This window comes from Pseudomonas sp. FeS53a (genome assembly GCF_000931385.1).
Taxonomy (GTDB): Bacteria; Pseudomonadota; Gammaproteobacteria; order Pseudomonadales; family Pseudomonadaceae; genus Metapseudomonas; species Metapseudomonas otitidis.
Map to the genome: position 1 here is coordinate 122561 of NZ_JYFT01000015.1, position 17895 is coordinate 140455.

General features: G+C 63.4%; 17 protein-coding genes. 5 read left to right on the top strand and 12 right to left on the bottom strand.

The window, feature by feature from the left end; translation table 11 throughout:
* From SZ55_RS06025 to SZ55_RS06045, 5 genes are all read right to left on the bottom strand, one after another.
* Complete coding sequence (locus SZ55_RS06025; RefSeq protein ID WP_044402859.1) at nt 1–945, bottom strand: D-isomer specific 2-hydroxyacid dehydrogenase family protein; 945 nt, start codon at nt 943–945, stop codon at nt 1–3.
* Complete coding sequence (locus tag SZ55_RS06030; protein ID WP_044402862.1) at nt 942–2141, bottom strand: acyl-CoA dehydrogenase family protein; 1200 nt, start codon at nt 2139–2141, stop codon at nt 942–944. The genes SZ55_RS06025 and SZ55_RS06030 overlap by 4 nt, the downstream gene beginning before the upstream one ends.
* Entirely contained in the window at nt 2138–2899 is a 762-nt protein-coding gene (locus SZ55_RS06035) for an ABC transporter ATP-binding protein (RefSeq protein WP_044402864.1), read from the bottom strand. The genes SZ55_RS06030 and SZ55_RS06035 overlap by 4 nt, the downstream gene beginning before the upstream one ends.
* Nucleotides 2900–2901: 2 nt before the next feature.
* On the bottom strand, nt 2902–3738 hold the full coding sequence (locus SZ55_RS06040) for an ABC transporter permease (RefSeq protein WP_082078154.1): 837 nt from the start codon (nt 3736–3738) through the stop codon (nt 2902–2904).
* 187 nt (nt 3739–3925) lie between these two features.
* A complete protein-coding gene (locus tag SZ55_RS06045; RefSeq protein WP_044402867.1) occupies nt 3926–4846 on the bottom strand; it encodes a LysR family transcriptional regulator in 921 nt (306 codons plus the stop codon).
* 107 nt (nt 4847–4953) lie between these two features.
* Between SZ55_RS06045 and SZ55_RS06050 the strand changes: the two genes are divergently transcribed.
* Together SZ55_RS06050 and SZ55_RS06055 are read left to right on the top strand one after the other, a co-directional pair.
* On the top strand, nt 4954–5562 hold the full coding sequence (locus SZ55_RS06050) for a cysteine dioxygenase (protein WP_044402870.1): 609 nt from the start codon (nt 4954–4956) through the stop codon (nt 5560–5562).
* A complete protein-coding gene (locus SZ55_RS06055; RefSeq protein ID WP_044402875.1) occupies nt 5559–7142 on the top strand; it encodes a rhodanese-related sulfurtransferase in 1584 nt (527 codons plus the stop codon). The genes SZ55_RS06050 and SZ55_RS06055 overlap by 4 nt, the downstream gene beginning before the upstream one ends.
* 124 nt (nt 7143–7266) lie before the next feature.
* Here the strand turns inward: SZ55_RS06055 and SZ55_RS06060 are convergent, their stop codons facing one another.
* Both SZ55_RS06060 and SZ55_RS27890 read right to left on the bottom strand, forming a co-directional pair.
* Complete coding sequence (locus SZ55_RS06060; protein WP_044402878.1) at nt 7267–7932, bottom strand: hypothetical protein; 666 nt, start codon at nt 7930–7932, stop codon at nt 7267–7269.
* A gap of 145 nt (nt 7933–8077) precedes the next feature.
* Entirely contained in the window at nt 8078–8806 is a 729-nt protein-coding gene (locus SZ55_RS27890) for a hypothetical protein (protein WP_152644442.1), read from the bottom strand.
* Between the two features lie 404 nt (nt 8807–9210).
* Here SZ55_RS27890 and SZ55_RS27895 point away from each other — a divergent pair, with 404 nt between their 5' ends.
* Complete coding sequence (locus SZ55_RS27895; RefSeq protein WP_152644443.1) at nt 9211–9645, top strand: hypothetical protein; 435 nt, start codon at nt 9211–9213, stop codon at nt 9643–9645.
* Nucleotides 9646–9678: 33 nt separating this feature from the next.
* Here the strand turns inward: SZ55_RS27895 and SZ55_RS06065 are convergent, their stop codons facing one another.
* Entirely contained in the window at nt 9679–10440 is a 762-nt protein-coding gene (locus tag SZ55_RS06065) for a hypothetical protein (RefSeq protein ID WP_044402881.1), read from the bottom strand.
* A 404-nt stretch (nt 10441–10844) separates the two neighbouring features.
* Between SZ55_RS06065 and SZ55_RS27320 the strand changes: the two genes are divergently transcribed.
* On the top strand, nt 10845–12587 hold the full coding sequence (locus tag SZ55_RS27320; protein ID WP_082078155.1) for a caspase family protein: 1743 nt from the start codon (nt 10845–10847) through the stop codon (nt 12585–12587).
* A 733-nt stretch (nt 12588–13320) separates the two neighbouring features.
* Nucleotides 13321–13818 carry a BRO-N domain-containing protein gene (locus SZ55_RS06070; protein ID WP_044402884.1) on the top strand — a complete coding sequence of 166 codons (498 nt, stop codon included), beginning with the start codon at nt 13321–13323 and terminating at the stop codon, nt 13816–13818.
* Nucleotides 13819–13963: 145 nt separating this feature from the next.
* Here SZ55_RS06070 and SZ55_RS06075 read toward each other — a convergent pair whose 3' ends face one another.
* From SZ55_RS06075 to SZ55_RS06090, 4 genes are all read right to left on the bottom strand, one after another.
* Nucleotides 13964–14851: a hypothetical protein gene (locus tag SZ55_RS06075; protein WP_044402887.1), complete on the bottom strand. Its 888-nt coding sequence runs from the start codon at nt 14849–14851 to the stop codon at nt 13964–13966.
* Between the two features lie 5 nt (nt 14852–14856).
* The gene (locus SZ55_RS06080; protein ID WP_044402890.1) at nt 14857–16119 is read right to left on the bottom strand and encodes an MFS transporter; all 1263 of its coding nucleotides are present in this window, start codon (nt 16117–16119) and stop codon (nt 14857–14859) included.
* A gap of 72 nt (nt 16120–16191) precedes the next feature.
* Nucleotides 16192–17241 carry a type III polyketide synthase gene (locus tag SZ55_RS06085; RefSeq protein WP_044402893.1) on the bottom strand — a complete coding sequence of 350 codons (1050 nt, stop codon included), beginning with the start codon at nt 17239–17241 and terminating at the stop codon, nt 16192–16194.
* A gap of 203 nt (nt 17242–17444) precedes the next feature.
* On the bottom strand, nt 17445–17885 hold the full coding sequence (locus SZ55_RS06090) for a Zn-ribbon domain-containing OB-fold protein (RefSeq protein ID WP_044402896.1): 441 nt from the start codon (nt 17883–17885) through the stop codon (nt 17445–17447).
* Between the last annotated feature and the right edge of the window lie 10 nt (nt 17886–17895).

Sequence of the window (17895 nt, forward strand, 5' to 3'; positions counted from 1 at the left end):
TCAGTAGCCACGCGCGGCCTGCACCAGGTTCTCCAGCGGTTGCCCGCTGTGGAAACGTTCGAGGTTGCGCGCCAGCAGCGCGGCGAGGTTGCGGTACACCTGCGGCGTGTTGGCCGAGGTGTGGGGGCTCAGCCGTACACGGGGATGGCTGTAGAACGGGTGCCCGGCCGGCAGCGGCTCGGGGTCGGTGACATCGAGGCTGGCGAGCGCCAGGCGCCCGTCGTCCAGGGCTTGCAGCAGCGCGGCCTGGTCCACCAGGGCGCCGCGCGCGACGTTGATCAGGTGCAGGCCGGGGCGCGCCGAGGCCAGGGTCTGGCGGTTCACCACCTGGTGCGTCTCGTCGGTGGCCGGCGCGGCCAGCACCAGGTGATCGGCACGGGCGAAGAGATCATGGATGTCGCCGGCACGCTGCACGCCGTCCAGGCCGAAGGGCTGGGGCGAACGGCGCAGGGCGAGCACCTGCATGTCCAGCGCCAGGGCCTTGCGCGCCAGGTCCCGGGCGATGCTGCCGAAGCCGTAGAGGCCGAGGGTGCTGCCGGCCAAGGACGCCAGCGGGCGTTGTCGCCAGGCGTCGGCGCTGTCGATCCACAGCTCGGGCAGCTGCTTGGCGGCGGCGAAGATGGCTGCCAGGGCGAACTCGGCGATGCTGCTGGCGGTGGCGCCCCGGGCGCTGGCCACCGGCGGGCCGTCGAACAGCCAGGGCGGGAAGAAATCCAGCCCCGAGCTCACCAGTTGCAGGAAGCCCAGGCCGAAGGGCCAGCCGGGGGGCGGCTCGGCGGCGTTGCGCCAATCGGCGTGGGGCGCGGCGATCAGCACCTGTATGTCCGTCGGCAGCGTGCTGGGCAGGCCACGAGGCAGGTCCAGCACCTCCACCCCCGGCAGGCGCGCGCGCAGCAGGTCGTTGAAGGTGCCGTCCAGCTGGCTGGCGATGCGCGCCCGGCTCATGCCTGCCCGCCCCGGCTGGGCAACGCGAACGCGGCGCGGCCGGCGGCGCCGAGCACGGCGTCGTTCTGCGGGGTGTGGATGCGGCTGCAGAGCACGTCGCGGTAGTGCCGTTCCAGCGGGTTGCCCCGGGCCAGGGCCGGGTTGCCGATGGCTTCCACGCCCAGCTCCACGGCGGTGATGGCCTGGGTGGTGACCAGGTACTTGACCTGGGTCGCCTCGCTGGCGGGGATGCGGCCTTCGGCGGCGGCGTCGAGCAGCACGCGGTTGGACAGCAGCAGTGCATCGATGCGCCCCACCAGCTCCTGGAAGCGCGGCAGGCTGGAGAGCGGCGCGCCGAGGTTGGCCGGTGTACGCTCGGCCAGCCAGCCCACCAGCCAGTCACGGGCGGCGCGGGCCACGCCGTCGTAGATGCTGGAGAGCAGCACGGCGAGCCAGAGCACGCCGCTGGAGTCCAGCTCCGAGGGGCGCGGCTGGCTGGCGGGGAGGATGTCCACGGCGTATTCGTCGGGCACCAGGACGTCGTCGAAGACCACGTCGTGGCTGCAGGTGGCGCGCATGCCCAGGTGATCCCAGGTTTCCTCGATGCGGATGCCCGGCGTGTCGCGGTGCACCAGCCAGGTGCCGACGCGGGGCTCGGCCTCGTCGCTGCGCGCCCACACAGACAGCCAGGTGAGCCCGGGGATGCCGGTGGAGTAGATCTTCCGCCCGCTGATGCGCCAGCCCTCGGGCACGCGCCGGGCGATGGTGCCCGGCAGGCCGCCACGGGCGGGGGTGCCCAGGTCCGGCTCCACACGCAGGGCGTTGATCAGCGCGCCCTCTTCCACCGCCTCGCGTGCCAGGCGCAGGCGCAGGTGCTCGGGCCAGGCCTGGTTGGCCTGCAGGCGCGCGTGCTGCAGGTACTGCATCACCAGTACCAGGGCGGTGGACGGCTCGCCCCGCGCCACGGCGGCGATCACCCGGCGCGCCTGGGCCAGGCTGGCCTCGCTGCCGCCGAGGCGACGCGGCACGGTGAGGGCGATGAGGCCGTGCTCGTGCAGGCGGCGCAGGTTGGCGTGGGGGAATTCGCCGTGGCGGTCGTAATGGGCGGCGCTGGCGGCGAACTCGTCGCTGAGCTGGGCCAGCAGGTCGGCGAAGGCCGGGGAATCGAGGTCGGGCACGCGGGCCGTCTCCTTGGCGGTTTTCAGGTCGAGGCTCATCGTTGGGCGGTCCGTGCGAGGGTGTGGACGAAGGGGCTGGCCGGCGCTTCGACGCCGAGCAGGGTGAGCAGGTGCTGGCGCAGCTCCTGGAAGCCGCGGCTGGCCACCTCCCGTGGACGCGGCAGGCGCACGGGGATCTGCTCGGCGATGCGCCCGGCCTCCAGCACGACGACGCGATCGGCCAGCAGCACGGCCTCGTCGACGTCGTGGGTGACCAGCAGCACCGAGGGCTGGTGGGTGCGCCACAGCTCGATGATCAGCTGGTGCATGCGAATGCGGGTCAGGGCATCCAGCGCGGCGAAGGGCTCGTCCAGCAGCAGCAACTCCGGCTCGCGCACCAGGGCGCGGGCCAGGGCCACGCGCTGCGCCTCGCCGCCGGACAGGGTGCCGGGCCAGGCGTCGAGGCGATGGCCCAGCCCCACTTCCTGCAAGGCGGCCAGGGCGCGGGTCTGCGGGTTGGCGCCGCGCAGGCCGAGGGCGACGTTGCGCCAGGCGCGCTTCCAGGGCATCAGCCGGGGTTCCTGGAACACCGCCGCGTGGGCTTCGGGCACCTCCAGCGTGCCGCCGTCCACCGCATCCAGCCCGGCCAGGGCGCGCAGCAGCGTGGTCTTGCCCGAGCCGCTGCGCCCCAGCAGGGCGACGAATTCGCCGGCGCCCAGCTCCAGGTCGAGGCCGTCGAGCACGGCCTGGCCGGCGAAGCGGCGGGTCAGCCCGCGCACGCGCACCGGTGGGCGCAGGCGTTGCAGCGCAACATCCATGGTCAGTTCCTTATGAAGGTGGGGCGCCAGGCCAGGGCCAGGCGTTCGAGCAGGCGCACCAGGGCGTCGATGGACAGGCCCAGCACGCTGTAGACGATGAGGCAGATGACGATCACGTCGGTGCGCATGAAATCGCGGGCGTCGTTGACCAGGTAGCCGAGGCCGGCGCTGGCGTTGATCTGCTCCACCACCACCAGGCCCAGCCAGCTGATGCCGAAGGCGTAGCGCAGGCCGACGAAGAAGGACGGCAAGGCACCGGGCAGGATGACGTGGACCACCCGTTCCAGGCGGCTGAGCCCGAACAGGCGCCCGGCCTCCACCAGCTTGGGATCGACACCGCGGATGCCGGAGAACAGCGTGAGGTAGACCGGGAAGGTGGTGCCGAGGGCGATCAGGGCGATCTTCGGCGTCTCACCCACGCCGAACCAGAGGATGAACAGCGGCACGATGGCCAGGAACGGCAGCGTGCGCAGCATCTGCACGGGGGAATCGATGATCAGCTCGCCCCGGCGCGACAGGCCGGCCAGCAGGGCCAGCACCGTGCCGAGGGAGACGCCTATGGCCAGCCCGCTGAGGGCGCGCTTGAGGGACACCCAGAGGTGCCCGGCCAGCTCGCCGCTGGCGATCATCTGCCAGAGGGTGTCGCCGATGGCGCTGGGCGCGGCGATGATGCGCGCCGGCAGCAGGTCCGCGCGGGAGGCCAGCTCCCAGAGCAGGAGCAGCACCAGCGGGCTGACCAGGCGCAGGCCGAGGTTGCTCCAGCCCTTCCAGCGCAGGGGCGCCAGCAGGGCCGTCAGTGCGGTGCCCGGGGGCACCAGGGCGTTGCTTCGCCGGGACATTCCTTCTCCTCGCTCGGGGCCTTTCCAATGGTCGGGGGCCGCAGGCGGGAGGTTGGATCGAGCCCGCTGCAGCCTGGCTTGACCCACATGCTATCCATCTAAAAAACCGCAGTGAAATTCGATCTGGTTCTAATCTAATATACAAATCGTGCATCTAGCCGATGCTGTTACATGCAAGATGCTTTGGTTATGAGCCTGCCGCAGCCCCTTCCTCCGCCTGGTGCGCCACGCGCTGGGCCACGGTTTCACCGAACAGCGCCACCGGCGCCTGCAGGTTGCCGAGGAAGCGTGGGTGGATCAGCCACAGGTCGATCACCGGCTTGAAGTCGCTCACCGGCACCACTTCCAGGCGCTCGCGGTGGCGGCTGTTCTCCAGCAGCGGGCGCGGTACCAGGCCGAAGCCCAGGCCATTGGCGATCAGCCCCAGCTGCAGCTCGGTGCCGAAGGTCTCCAGGTTGATGCGCAGCGACAGCCCCTCGTCGCTCAGGGCACGTTGCAGGCCGGCGCGGAAGCCGCAGCCATCGGGGTTCAGCACCCAGCCGCGCTGGTAGCAGTCGGCGAGCTTGCAGGAGCGCTTGCGCACCTCGCCCCTGGCCGCGACCACCACCAGGTCCATGCGCGCCAGGGAGCGCCCGACGATGCCTTCGGGGAACACCTTGCCCGCCGGGAACAGCGCGGCCACGGCGTCCAGCTCGCCGTTCTCCATCTTGCCCAGCAGGTGGCTGCCCCAGCCGGTGGAGACCTGGGTCTGCAGGTCCGGGTAGAGGGTCTTGAGCTGGCTGAGGGCGTCCAGCAGCACCACGTCGCCCACCGTCTGCGGCACGCCCAGGCGCAGCACGCCGCTGGGGGAGGAATCGCTCAGCACCAGTTCGCGCAGGGCGTCCATCTCGCGCAGCACCGAGCGGCACTGCTCGTACACGCGCATGCCCATGGGCGTGGGCTTCAGCGGCTTGGTGTTGCGGTCCAGCAGGCTGACCCCGAGGGCCTCCTCGAAGTTCTGCACGCGCCGGGTGATGGCCGGCTGGGTGAGCTGCAGGGACTCCGCCGCCTGGCTGATCGACTGGCTGCGGATGACGGCCACGAATGCATCGATATCATCTATCTTCATTCTTTATTCGCATAATAAATGGCTGGAAGAATACGCAAGAAGAATAATATCTTTTGCCCCGGCACGGTAGCGGTTACCGCTGCGCACTCACGGACATCGAGGGAACCATGTCTCAAACGCCCAACCTCGGACGGCTACGCGGCTTCATCGTCGACCTCGCCGACCTCCTCGCCCAGGCACCGGACGAGCCACGGATACTCGACCAGGGCGCCGCGCTGCTGCGCGACCTGGTGAGCACCGACGACTGGCTGCCGGACGCCTACGCCCAGCCCAGCCCGGAGCGCTACCAGCAGTACCTGCTGCACGCCGACTCGCGCCAGGCCTTCTCCATCGTCAGCTTCGTCTGGGGCCCCGGCCAATCGACCCCGGTGCACGACCACCGCACCTGGGGGCTGATCGGCATGCTGCGCGGCGCCGAACTCAGCCAGGGCTTCGCCCGCAACGCCGACGGCAGCCTGCGACCCGACGGCGCGGCCGAATCTCTGCAGCCGGGCGACGTGGTCGCCGTGTCGCCCCGGGTGGGCGACATCCATCAGGTGCGCAACGCCTTCGAGAACCGCACCTCCATCAGCATCCACGTGTACGGCGCCAACATCGGTGCGGTGCGTCGCGCCGTCTATGCCGAGGGCGGCGTCGAGAAGCCCTTCATCTCCGGTTATTCCAACCTCCACCTGCCCAATATCTGGGACCTGTCGAAAGAGAGCCTGGCGCCATGAGCCGTATCCCCCTTCGCCGTTTTGCCGACATCCGCTCCGCCCTCCTCGCCCACGAGGAAGTCGCCCTCATCGACCTGCGCGAGGAGGCGCCCTTCGCCGAGGCGCACCCGCTGTTCGCCGCTAATATCCCGCTCTCCAAGCTCGAACTGGAAGTGCTCGACCGCGTGCCCCGCCGCGACACCGCCGTGACCCTCTACGACGACGGCGAAGGCCTGGCCGAGCGCGCCGCCGAGCGTCTGCTTCAACTCGGTTACAGCGACGTAGCGTTGCTGGAAGGCGGCCTCGCCGGCTGGCGCGAGGCCGGCGGCGAGCTGTTCCGCGACGTCAACGTGCCCAGCAAGGCCTTCGGCGAACTGGTGGAAAGCCAGCGCCACACGCCCTCCCTCGCCGCCGAAGAGGTGAAGGCGCTGCTGGACGCCAAGGCCGACGTGGTGGTGCTCGACGCCCGCCGCTTCGACGAGTACCAGACCATGAACATCCCCGGCTCCATCAGCGTGCCCGGCGCAGAACTGGTGCTGCGCGTACGCGAACTGGCGCCGAACCCGAGCACCCGGGTGATCGTCAACTGCGCCGGGCGCACCCGCAGCATCATCGGCACCCAATCCCTGGTGAACGCCGACATCCCCAACCCGGTGGCCGCCCTGCGCAACGGCACCATCGGCTGGACCCTGGCCGGGCAGGCACTGGAGCACGGCCAGCAACGGCGCTTCACCGACGTCAGCGTTGAAACCCGCGAGCAGGCCGCGCAGGCAGCCCGCGCCGTGGCCGACAAGGCCGGCGTGCGCCGCGCCAGCCTCACGCAGCTAAGCGAATGGCGCGCCGAGGCCGGCCGCACCACCTACCTGTTCGACGTGCGCACCGAAGAGGAATACCGCGCCGGCCACCTGCCCGGCGCCCGCTGGGTCGCCGGCGGCCAACTGGTGCAGGAGACCGACCACTACGCCAGCGTGCGCGGCGCCCGCATCGTCCTCGCCGACGACGACGGCACCCGCGCCAACATGACCGGCTCCTGGCTGGCGCAACTGGGCTGGGAGGTGCATGTGCTGGACGGGCTCGCAGCAGCGGACTTCAGCGAGAGCGGCGCCTGGCGCCCCGCCCTGCCCGCCCTGCCCCAGGTCGAAGCCATCGCCCCACAGACCCTGGCCGCCTGGCTGGAGCATGGCGACACGGTGGTGCTGGACTTCACCGCCAGCGCCAACCACGTCAAACGCCACATCCCCGGCGCCCGCTGGGTGCTGCGCGTCCAACTTCGCGAAGCCCTCGCCACGGCTCCGAAGGCCGAACGCTACGTGCTCACCTGCGGCAGCGGCCTGCTGGCCCGCTTCGCCGTGGACGAAGTGGCCGCCATCACCGGCAAGCCGGCCTTCCTGCTCGACGGCGGCAACACCGCCTGGGCCGACGCCGGCCTGCCGGTTGAAGCCGGCGAAAGCGGCCTACTGTCACCGCGCATCGACCGCTACCGCCGCCCCTACGAAGGCACCGACAACCCGCGCGAGGCCATGCAGGCGTATCTGGATTGGGAGTTTGGGTTGGTGGAGCAGTTGGGGCGGGATGGGACGAGTGGGTTCTTTGTGGTGTGAATGGGCTTCTACGCTTGTAGTGCCCCAAGGGTCGTAGTGTCCGCTATAAGTTAGTTAGCGGACACTACGACAAACTAAAGGGCCGACTCGATAGTCGACCCCAAAAGAAAAACAATCGACTTGGTTAGGCATCTGATGTGAAGAAGTCGCGTGCCTTTGATCCAACGTACCAAGTAATACCTTTATTGGCAGAAAATCCGATGACCACACCAACTCCAAAAGGTATTGCCTTTTCCAGAGCCTTGCGCGTGAAGGTTATCCCTAGTTTCTTAAAGATTTCCTTAACTGCCTGGAGAGTGGCTCCCTTTAGATTTTCCTGCACTAACTTGATGAATGCTTTTGACCCAACAGCTTTACCGCCTTCTTTTGCAGCCTCACTAATGGCGCCAAGGCCGGCAATGATATAGCAGAGACGTTTTTCTTCTTCAATTAAAACGTCATGCCCATAAACGGTCGCTAAGGCCATGGTCATTTCTATTTGAAATTTCATGCACGCCACAGCATCCGCACTGGCGCCGCCGCCAATAGCGACGGCGGTCCCAATGCCAGGTATCACGCCTGTTAAGGCGGTGGTACCCCCTGCGAATGCGGCATAGTAGCTGTAATTCGAAATGATCTTTTCCGAGGCCAGCTTTCGAATTTCATTTTCCTGCTTGGTGGGGTGAGCTTCTTTAAGCTTCTCCATCAACTGCAACGACTCACGCTTAATGCCTTCGGGCTTAGCCACAATCAACTCCACGGCCTTCAAGAGTTTAGGCTTATCTTCCGGCACGACTTCATTACTATCCATGTTTCACTCCTTTGCTGTGTCTTTTCTGGCATTTTATTAATACAAAATCTTGGCTGAATCCAAGAGGGCGAAGCAAACAATTTCAGTTATAGGCAGGCATCCCGTTCATAGTTTTTTTGTCAAACAATTTAATAGAGCACCTTTTTCAGGCAAAAGCAGTAATGCACTCATGTAACTCAACCTTGATCATTGCGGCACATAACCTCCTCTGCTCCACCTTCAACGCCTTAATCCCCTCCCGAGGCGGCAAGTTGCTGGGCACATTCACATCCCCAGGCCAGACCAAGACGCTGGAGCAACTGGATGAAGTGCCTGCCCAGGTCGATCTGGCCGGGGGATACCCAGTAACGGCAGCGCGATCACGCTTGTTGAGCAGGCGCCCAAGGCTAGGTATTCGAGGTAATGCCAGGGCGTCGCGGCTACGGGAGCGGAAGGCAGCACCTCGGCGCGGACGTCCGCCACCCTCCTCTCGAACAACTCCGGATCGGCGTAACCCCGGTACAGCGTGCGGCTGTGCTTGCCGCGCACGAAGGCCGAGAAGCTGCGCCTGGGTACGACACAGGCCCCCCATGCTCACCAATGGCAGGCAGAACAGTGTGCTGAGTGGGTTGGGGTAACGGCCTGCGGCGAATTCCCAGGCGGCCATCTCGAACTCGCCGGTTGGCCGGAATGGGTAGCCGGTGAGGACGTGGTGAATGTCATGGAGGGGCAGCGCCCGCCGGCGCCACTCGAAATTCGGCAGATAGACCTTGAGGTCGCGGCAGCCCACGGGTGACCAGCGCTTGGCACTGACGCCACCATCGACAGGGAGGCCATGGCGGGTATAAAACTGGGCGGCGGCTTCTTTCAGCGAAGAATTCGGATCGACTTCCATATCACCTGACTCCTTTCAGGTTCGCCGTGTCGTTGCGGACTTCATGGATATGAAGCTTGTGCCGCCGGCTGCGTCATTCTTGACGCGGCGGGCGTATGGATCAACTGGGTGACTGAAGAAATTTCAGCGTCGCTCTGATGAGCCAGGTTCAGCTTCACACTGGACTGAGGGGCCATCTTCTCCAGAGAACCCGCCAGCTTCGACCAGAAGCAAGCACTTCTGGAGCAGTAATGCCCGACCTATAACCAGCTACAGACAGATTTCCTGCGGGTTCGTAATCTCAAATCAGATACCCTTCCGCCCTCCTGGCAATTCCTGCCCCCCAGTATACGCAGCGGCTGTGAGCCTTTTCCGTCACAACGCTGGCTATGTCACTCACCCACAATTTGGTACTGCACAGTTCCATGAAGAAACTCATAGCGATCTCCTTCATCCTTCTAAGCGGCTGTTCAATCTTTCCTGAAACCAAGGAGGAGCTGCTGCAAACGGGCACCAAAAGCCCGGAATACTGCTTCAACAACGAGAGCGAACTGGTTGCCAGACGCGTCGAGACCTACCTGTCGAAGTGCTATAGGCCAAGCTATGTTCGCACTGGAGAAGTCACTGGCTTCGTAAATAACCAACAGGTGAAGAAGGAAGTAAGCAATGGAGCCACTGAGCTTTCTGTTTACTCGCCATCAGGCACGGGCGCCGGCTACTTCTTGAATGTGCTGATTTCAAAAGGCGACGCCAGTTGCAAGACGAAAATGTCTGTTACTGCTTACAACTTTGCTTGGGTGAGACACTTCAAGAAGCTGAATGAGAGCGCAAACGGCGGTGACCCGTGGTGTCCCTTGTAAGCCCCGCATACGGTTCTTTTCGCGCTGGGTGCCTCAAGCCTCTTTCCCATACGGGCTGGGCAGATCGTTGCGTTCGAGCAGGTACTCCATTGAGCTGTTGATCGCCCAGACCATCAGCGCATCCAGCGTCATATCGAGGGGTTGGCCGTTCAGCAGCGGTTCGAGCCGCTGCAGGGTGCCGGGATAGTCTTCGGTGTGGAAGTGGAACCGCCCGTAGTTGCCGTGGCGGTCCACCAGGAGGTAGGTGCAGTAGTGGTCATCGTCCGACCAGCGACCGAAGCAGAAGTAGTTGGCGCTCAGGTGCGCGATCTGTTCTTCCGCCAACTCTTCCCTGGCGAAGTACTCGCCGAAGTTCCAGGCGATCGCCGGGCAGAACGCGTGCAGGCACGGGTAGGAGGTCGAGGTCGAACGCCCGTAGATCTCGAGGATGCGACGGTCGCCCCAGCGGCCGCGATCCGCAATGACGTCGTAGATGGCGAAGCGCTTCCTGAACAGCGCCTTCAACTCTTCCGGCATCGCGAACGCATGCTGCGTCTCGGCGCTCAGCAGGTCCTCGTCGGAAACAGCGCCCGACCACTCGAACAGCGTGCCGTCCTGGAAGTACTCGTCGAAGTACAGCTCATAGGTTTCCCCCTCCTCGTCGTAGAACGCATGCAGGCTCAGGCAGAACGACTCGAAACGGTTCAGGGCCTCAGGCCAGGTTTCGTCCGCCCCGCCACGGAGATGGTTGCCGTAGCTGTTTTCACCTGCTGGTTTGGGCTGGATGCCGAGGATGCCTTTGATTTTCTTGAACACGATGGGGGCCTGATGAGGGTTAAGAAGGACGTGCAACCGGTGAGTACTGACCGGTCGGTTGCTGGTAGAGCGCGACACTAAACGAAAAGGGAGCGGCTCATCTGGGCGTGGTTATCGAATCGAGTGTTAGGTAGCAGGAGGATCAGCCACCGGGACTATATGCTTTATCTGCGGTAGCGGCTCGCGCACTTCACTTCGTCGACCAGATGGCGGCCCTAACAATAAGCCGGCCCGTTCTGCTCAACGACTGATCACTCGCGAATGACAACATCGCGCGATGAGCAGGCACTCGAATACGTGGGCAGCTGAGGAGTTTGAGGAAACCGTGCTGGAGATAGCAAAGAGCTTTATTCTTAGGCTAAACATCAACCAGCCATTAAGCTAAACCGAATTTGGGGATTTTTATGAAGCGCTATGGATTGGTCATCGGAAACTCAGCTTACTTGAATCATCCACTTGATAATGCGACGAACGACGCAGAGGCCGTGCACCGAGCGCTGAAAGAGCGTGGTTTTGATTCATTGCTAATCTGCAATGCCACCTGTGAGGCGATGACTGAAGCCATTACCATCATCAAGCGTAAATTGAACCCTGGCGATTTGTTTTTCTATTTCTTTGCAGGGCATGCCTATGAACATCTAGGACATGGATATCTTCTGCCGATCGACATTACCGAATTCACAGCTGGAGCCATAAATTTCAGCGCTTACACTGTTAACGAATTACTCCAAGAAACACAAGACCTAGAACTGACGCGAGTCATAGTGCTTGATGCCTGCAGAGTTGCCTTTAATGAGTCGGATATCTCGGCACGCACCATCAATGAATCTATTCATGAAATCCGCGCAAGAAATGAAAGAAAACAAGGCAATCTCTTGCTCTCCTATTCCACCAGTTACGGTGATGTGGCATTAGATGGCCAAGAATCTAATAGCCGATTTACAAAATACCTCACGAGGCTTTTGTTAAATCATAAATTGAGCATTGAGGAGATGTTTAAGGAGATTGGCTGCTCAGTAATTAGAGATACGGAAAATCGGCAGCGCCCCTGGTTCTACTCCAGCCTGGAGGCTGACATCAAAATATCCGATCTTCCTATATATCAGCAGCGACACAGCTTCTACACGCCGGTGAGTTCCAACCTGCACGCACTTGCCGGATCGCGTAATAAAGAAAATTTATTATTAATCGGCAATAGTGGGAACATTCAGTTCCTGAATAGCCCTGGACCAAACGGAAAATTAAAATTTAAGGGAGGCGTCAGGGCAGCTTGCATTAGCAATTCTGGAGAAATTAGCTTCCTAGATCAGAAAGGGAGCTTAATTATCCCAAATTTAAATAAAGAAATAGATCTTGGCGGGGTTGATCCAATCGGCATCACCACAAGCAATGACGGAAAATTTATCTTGGTATATGGCCTTCAGGAGTATGTTATTTTTCACAAAAAAGCAGACTCATGCGAACCTATATATGCTGACTACTGCAGGCCAAAATGGTTCTATTGTGCAGAGTTTATCAATGACACCGAGGTATGGATTTCGGGAGATTGCCAGGAAATTCACGTAGTACGATTGGGCTCTTCGAAAGTGGAGGCCCGAAAAATTCAGCTGCCCTTCCATGACTACATATACGCCATAAGTCATTACAAGGGAGATCTCGTACTCCTTTCCACATCGCATGGAAAGATATACATGATTAACAAAGTTTCGGAGGTCGCAGGCTTAATCATGGGGCTTGGTGAAAGTGTACGTTTACCGTCATCGCGACGCAGCAACCTTCTCAATTGCAGTGATGACGAGATCATAAGCAATTTTCTATTTTCACCGAAAAATTTAAAAAAGTCCGATCTGAGATTTTTAAAGGGCGCAATTGAAACCAACAACCTACTATATCTAACGCGCGCCAGTTCAATCCCTATTATTGCCATTGGCAGCTCTGAAGGCATCATCACAATTATCGACACACGAAACTGGGACGCGTATCAGCAGCTGGATGCAAGTGGCGGCAGGGAGACCGAACTAACTGGGCTCGCCTTCACGGCTGACGACACTTTAGTGGCTACAACAAAAGACAATCACGCACTGTTCTACACACCAATCAATGAGGGCTATTTAGTTTCTTTGGCCTATGTCGACTCCTTAGAGTAAAAATCCACGTTCGTAGAACGTGGACTTGCTTTGGCCCCCTATAAGGGGGCGCAGCCAGACTTCAGAGTTTGGACGTAGGGTGTGCCACGCGCACCTGGAGTTCGCCGGAAGCACCGTGCGGCGGTGCGCACGGCACACCCTACGGCACGTGTTCTCCTGCTGGGGTCTCAATTCAAATCGTCACAGGCAGAGCCGATGACTCATGACCACGCCCTAAGGACGTGGTTTCCCAAGTTCAAATAAATCCCCCCATTCTTACAGTCAGTGTTTGCGACACAACTTCATTAAGTTGAATTGGTGTCCAATAGACCAACTGAACTACCGCTAGGCTCTAGGCTAATCTCGAGTAGACAGCCATTCACGAGCGGCGGTTATAGGGTCTATCTGCCAGGCAAGGCCCGCAGACTAGAGAACGTAAGCCCCTCCTCCTCTTGCCCTCCCGCTTGCCCATCCCTATCCTCCCCCCCGCCACGGTCAATCCCGTGGCCGGGTTTAGCGACCCGAAAGACATTGGCGCGATTGCGCCAGCTGGTGCATGCGAGAAACGGCGGATGTTTCTTGCAGGCATTGGCACGCATGCAGTTCTTCTGCACCGCTCTATGGCGGACCGCGTGGGGAGACCCTCGGGTCTGCCGGATTCCAATGTCTCCGGTTCGCTAACCCCGCGCGGTCTGCCACCCTTTCGTTTAGCGACGTAGGTGGCAGCTCCTTAAACGACATTGGAGCTACACCCATGCATGACGCATCCACCCCCATCACCTTTCAACGCCATTGCCATCAACTGCGCGCCGTGATGATCGACAACCGCCCCTGGTTCGTCGCCATCGATTTCGCGCTGATGATCGCCGCCGCCCGCCCCTATCGGCTGACCAAGCGCCTGTATCCCCACCAGCACCGTTTCGCGATGCTGCGTTTTGCCAGCGGTCGTTGCGAGGAGCTGGAGTTGATCAGCGAGGCCGGGCTTTACCGGGCGCTGTATCGCTTCGGGCATCCGGAGCATTGCGCGTTGAGCCAGTGGCTCAGCGATGAGGTGATCCCCGCGCTGTACGACTACCACCGCGAGGTCGATGCCAGCCCGCGACGCATTCTGATGACCTGGGCGAACCAGCGTGTCGGCGCTCTGCGTTGGCAGGGGGAGCTGTGGATTGCGCGGCGGGACCTGCCGCGCTTCATGGCCGCGCACGATGACCCGGCATTGAGTGATGGGCCGAGTTGGAAGCGGTTCTTCTAGGACTCGGCCGGGAACGCCGCATGACGGTGCGGCGTTTTCTTTGTTGCGTGTGCCAGGCAGGAACGGTGGGCTGAAGCCCACCCTATGTACTGGAGCCGCCCGGCCCACCTTACAGCCTCACGCGGAGCGCCGCCCGGCGGATGACTCAGGCCGCCCTGCCCTGCCCCGTGCGGCGGCGCGATGAGAGCGGCAGCAGGTGGCGCAGTTCTTCTTCGACGATGCGGTTTTCGAGGCGCATGTCGAGCATGGGGCAGCTCAGTTCCAGGCAGTCGCCGTGCTGCAGGTGCGTGGCGACGATTTCGCTGTCGAGGCGGCTGAAGAGGTAGTGGACCATGCCCGGCTGGAGGAATTGCGGATGCTGCTCCAGCAGGGCTTCGCCGGCTTCCCGCGAGGCGCGCCAGGCCTGTGGGTCGAGGCGCAGGTGGGTTTCGCTGAAGCAGGTGCCGTTGCGTTCGATGCGTTGGCGCAGGTGCAGCGGTTCGTCCAGTTCGCCCAGCAGCAGTTCCGAGGCCACGGCGCATTCGAGCAGGTGGGCGCGGGCGGATTGACCCTGCAGCGGGTCGTGCAGGTCGTGGCCGAGGGTGACGCCGACGTGGAGCAACTGGCCCCGCGAGCCCACCAGGTAGATGGAGACCAGGCAGGCGTCCGCCGCGATGGCCTGGACGTGGTACGGCACTTCCAGGTCGTCGCGGTCGATGCGCAGGACGCGGCCGTTGCCCTTGTAGAACCAGCCGGCGTCGTCCCGCGCGCCCAGCGGCAGGCCGCTGACGTGGGTGAGCAGCGGGTTGTCGGGCATGGCGGGCGGGCGCAGGCGGGTTTCCTGGCGCAGGGTGGGCAGCGTGTGCGTCGGGCCCGGCAGGTGACGCAGGTGCGCCAGGTGGTCCTGGTGGCGGCGTGCGCAGTCCTGCAGGGTCTGGTAGAGGCCGCTGCTTTCGCCGTGCACCCGCACCGTGTGCGCGGGGTCGTCGCCCAGCAGGCCGATGCGCGGCCCGCCGCTGTGTTCGATGTCGAGGACTTTCAGGTAGTCGCCCATTTCAATTACTCCCTAATAAGCAGTGCGGCGTTGGCCGGCGGTGTGGCTTCGCGGGGTGCCTGTGCGCGGCCTTCCTTGAGCCCGAGCGCCAGGCACAGGCCGGCGAGGCTGCCGGCCAGGGCCAGGTAGAGGATCGATGGCAACCCGTGGTGGGTGGCGAGGTAGCCGGCGAGGATCGGCGCCAGGCCACCGCCGAGGATTTCGCCGAAGCCGATGACGATGCCGGTGGCGGCCGTGAGCAGGTGCGGCGCCACCGATTCGCCCGTGAGCGGGCCGACGGTGAGGCAGATGAGGCTGAAGTTGAAGAAGGTGATGAAGAACAGCACCAGGAACAGCAGCCAGGGCTCGGCAGGGGTAACGATCAGCGTGGCGACCAGCGCGGCGCTGGCGCAGAACGAGAGCAGCACCACCGACTTGCGCCCGAAGCGGTCGGACAGGCCGGGGATGATCAGCTGGCCGACGAAGCCGCCGAAGCCGATCGCCGAGATCACCAGCGCCATCGCCTCCAGCGACAGCCCGAGGTGGTCGGTGAGGTAGCTGGGCAGCAGCGCGCAGAGCACGAACTGGCAGGTGAGGATGCAGAACATGATGCCGATGTTGCGCCGCACGTTGCCGCTGCCGAGGGCCGCGAGCCACAGGCGCCAGGGCCGCTCCTGCCCGGCCTGGAGGGGTGCGGGGACGGGGCGGTAGGTGCGCTGCAGCCACCAGGCGAGGATGAACCCGGGGATGGACACGCTGATGAACACCCAGCGCCAGGAGCCGAGCCAGGCCAGCAGGCCAGCGGCGATCAGCGGCCCGAGGCCGAGCCCGAGGATGGGGAACACGGCCTGTTGCACGCCGATGTTGAAGCCGGTGCGCCGGGGGTGCGAGACCTGGGTGGTGACGCTGATGCTGGTGGGGGTGAAGGCGCCTTCGGAGAAGCCCATGAGGCCGCGCAGGAGGATGAGCCCGAGCACGCCGCCGGCCAGGGCGGAGAGCCCCGAGAGCAGCGAGAAGGCGAGCACGGAGACGACCAGCACGCGCTTGGCGCCGAGCCGTTCCACCAGGCAGCCCATGCCCAGGGCGGAGACGCCCCAGGTGAGCGCCAGGGCCGCGGAGATGTTGCCGAGATCCTGATAGTCCAGCTGCAGGTCGCGCATGATCAGCGGGAACAGCGGCAGGATGATGAAGCGATCCAGCCCCACCAGGCCGAAGCTCAGCGACAGCAGGATCACCATGCGTGTTTCGTAGCGGGCATCCCAGCCCGTGTCGCTTGCCTGCTCGCGCATGGCCAGCCCTCCTCTTCTAAGGAGCCGAAAAAGGTGGCGCGGGTTACCCCGCGCCACCGTGCCCGAGCGTGCTCAGGCTGCCCATTCACCGAGTGCCATTTCGGCGGTGAAGCCCGGCCCGAACGCGGCGAGCAGGCCTTTGCTGCCGGGTTTGGGGGAGCTGTCGAACTGCCGGCGTAGGACGTCGAAGACCACCACGCTGGCGATGTTGCCGGCCTCCGACAGGCTGGTGCGCGAGAGCGAGACGCGCTCGGACGGCAGGTCCAGGTGGCGGACCAGTTCGTCGAGGATCTTGCGGCCGCCGGTGTGGAAGATGAAGAAGTCGTTCTGCGCGCAGTTCTGCTGGTAGCCGGCCTGGTTGAGGCGCTCGATCACCGGGGCGACGTCCTTGATGGAGTTCATCACGGCCTTGTCGAGGGTGAAGTGGAAGCCGGTGTCCTTCACGTCGTACTTGATGAAGTGCTCGCTCTTGGGCAGGAAGAACGAGTCGGTGGCCTTGATGCGGAAGCCCTTGGCCTCGTCGTCGGCGCGCAGCACGCAGGCGGAGACGGCATCACCGAACAGCGCCGCCGAGATGAAGGAGTGCAGCTTGGTGTCGTCCGGCTGGTAGCACAGCGAGGAGAACTCCAGGGAGACGATCAGCACGTGGTTGTCGGCCTTCAGGGTGGCGAAGTCGTGGGCGCGGTTGATGGCGGCGGCGCCGGCCACGCAGCCGAGCTGGGCGATGGGCAGCTGGATGGTGGAGTTCGGCAGGCCGAGGTCGTTGATCAGGTGGGCGGTGAGCGACGGCATCATGAAGCCGGTGCAGGAGGTGACGATGACCATGCGCACGTCCTCGGGCTTGAGGCCGGCGTTGTCCAGCGCCTGGCGGGCGGCGGCGGAGGACATTTCGCGGGCGGCACGCTCGTAGACGATGCTGCGGTGGGTGAAGCCGGTGTGGATGGCCAGCTCGTCGATGGGCAGCACGAGGTGGCGCTCGTTGACCTCGGTGTTGAGGATCATGCGCTTGGCCAGGGCCATGCGCGGGTGGTCACCGTGGAGGTTCTCCAGGTGCTCGATCATCTGCTGCTGGGTGATCTTGTGTTGCGGGAACAGTACGTGGGGTTGGCAAAGAGTCGACATGTTGAATCCTCGTTGATCGTTCAAAATTCGTTCATTCAGTGGGTAAGAACCCGTTCTTCAGGCACAGCCAAGCCCGTCAGCGCTGGCGTGGGCCAGCACTTACGGGGGGCAGCGGCAGGAGAAAAGGGCGTAAACCGCACGCCGGAAAATGACGTTCTTGTTTTAGCTGCCACGGAGCCCTTCCGGGCCCCGCGGCAAGAGCCTCAGTGGTCGAGTACGAACTTGTAGGCGTACTGCCAGGCCAGGTTGCTTTCACGCACCTGCTTGCGCACCACCATCCTCACGCGGGCGCCGACCTTGAGCTGGGCCGGGTCGACGACGTCGACGATCTCGGAGGCGATCACCAGGCCGTCGTCCAGCCGCACCATGGCGATGTGCCGGGGCACCACTTCGCCGTAGCCCATGGCCGCGAGGATCGGGTTCTCGGCGTTGGCCATGACTTCGATATGGCCGGTGCGCTCGCAGCGGTAGGCGCTGACCTTCAGCGAGTTGCAGGCGCCGCAGACGGTGCGCCGGGGGAAGAAGATCTCGTGGCATTCGTCGCAACGGCTGCCTTCGAGCCGGTACTTGCCGCCGTGCTCGCGCCATTCGCGAAGCATGCTGGCGGTGGTCATCCGGTGGATCTGTTCGGGGTAGAGAGACATGGTCGACACT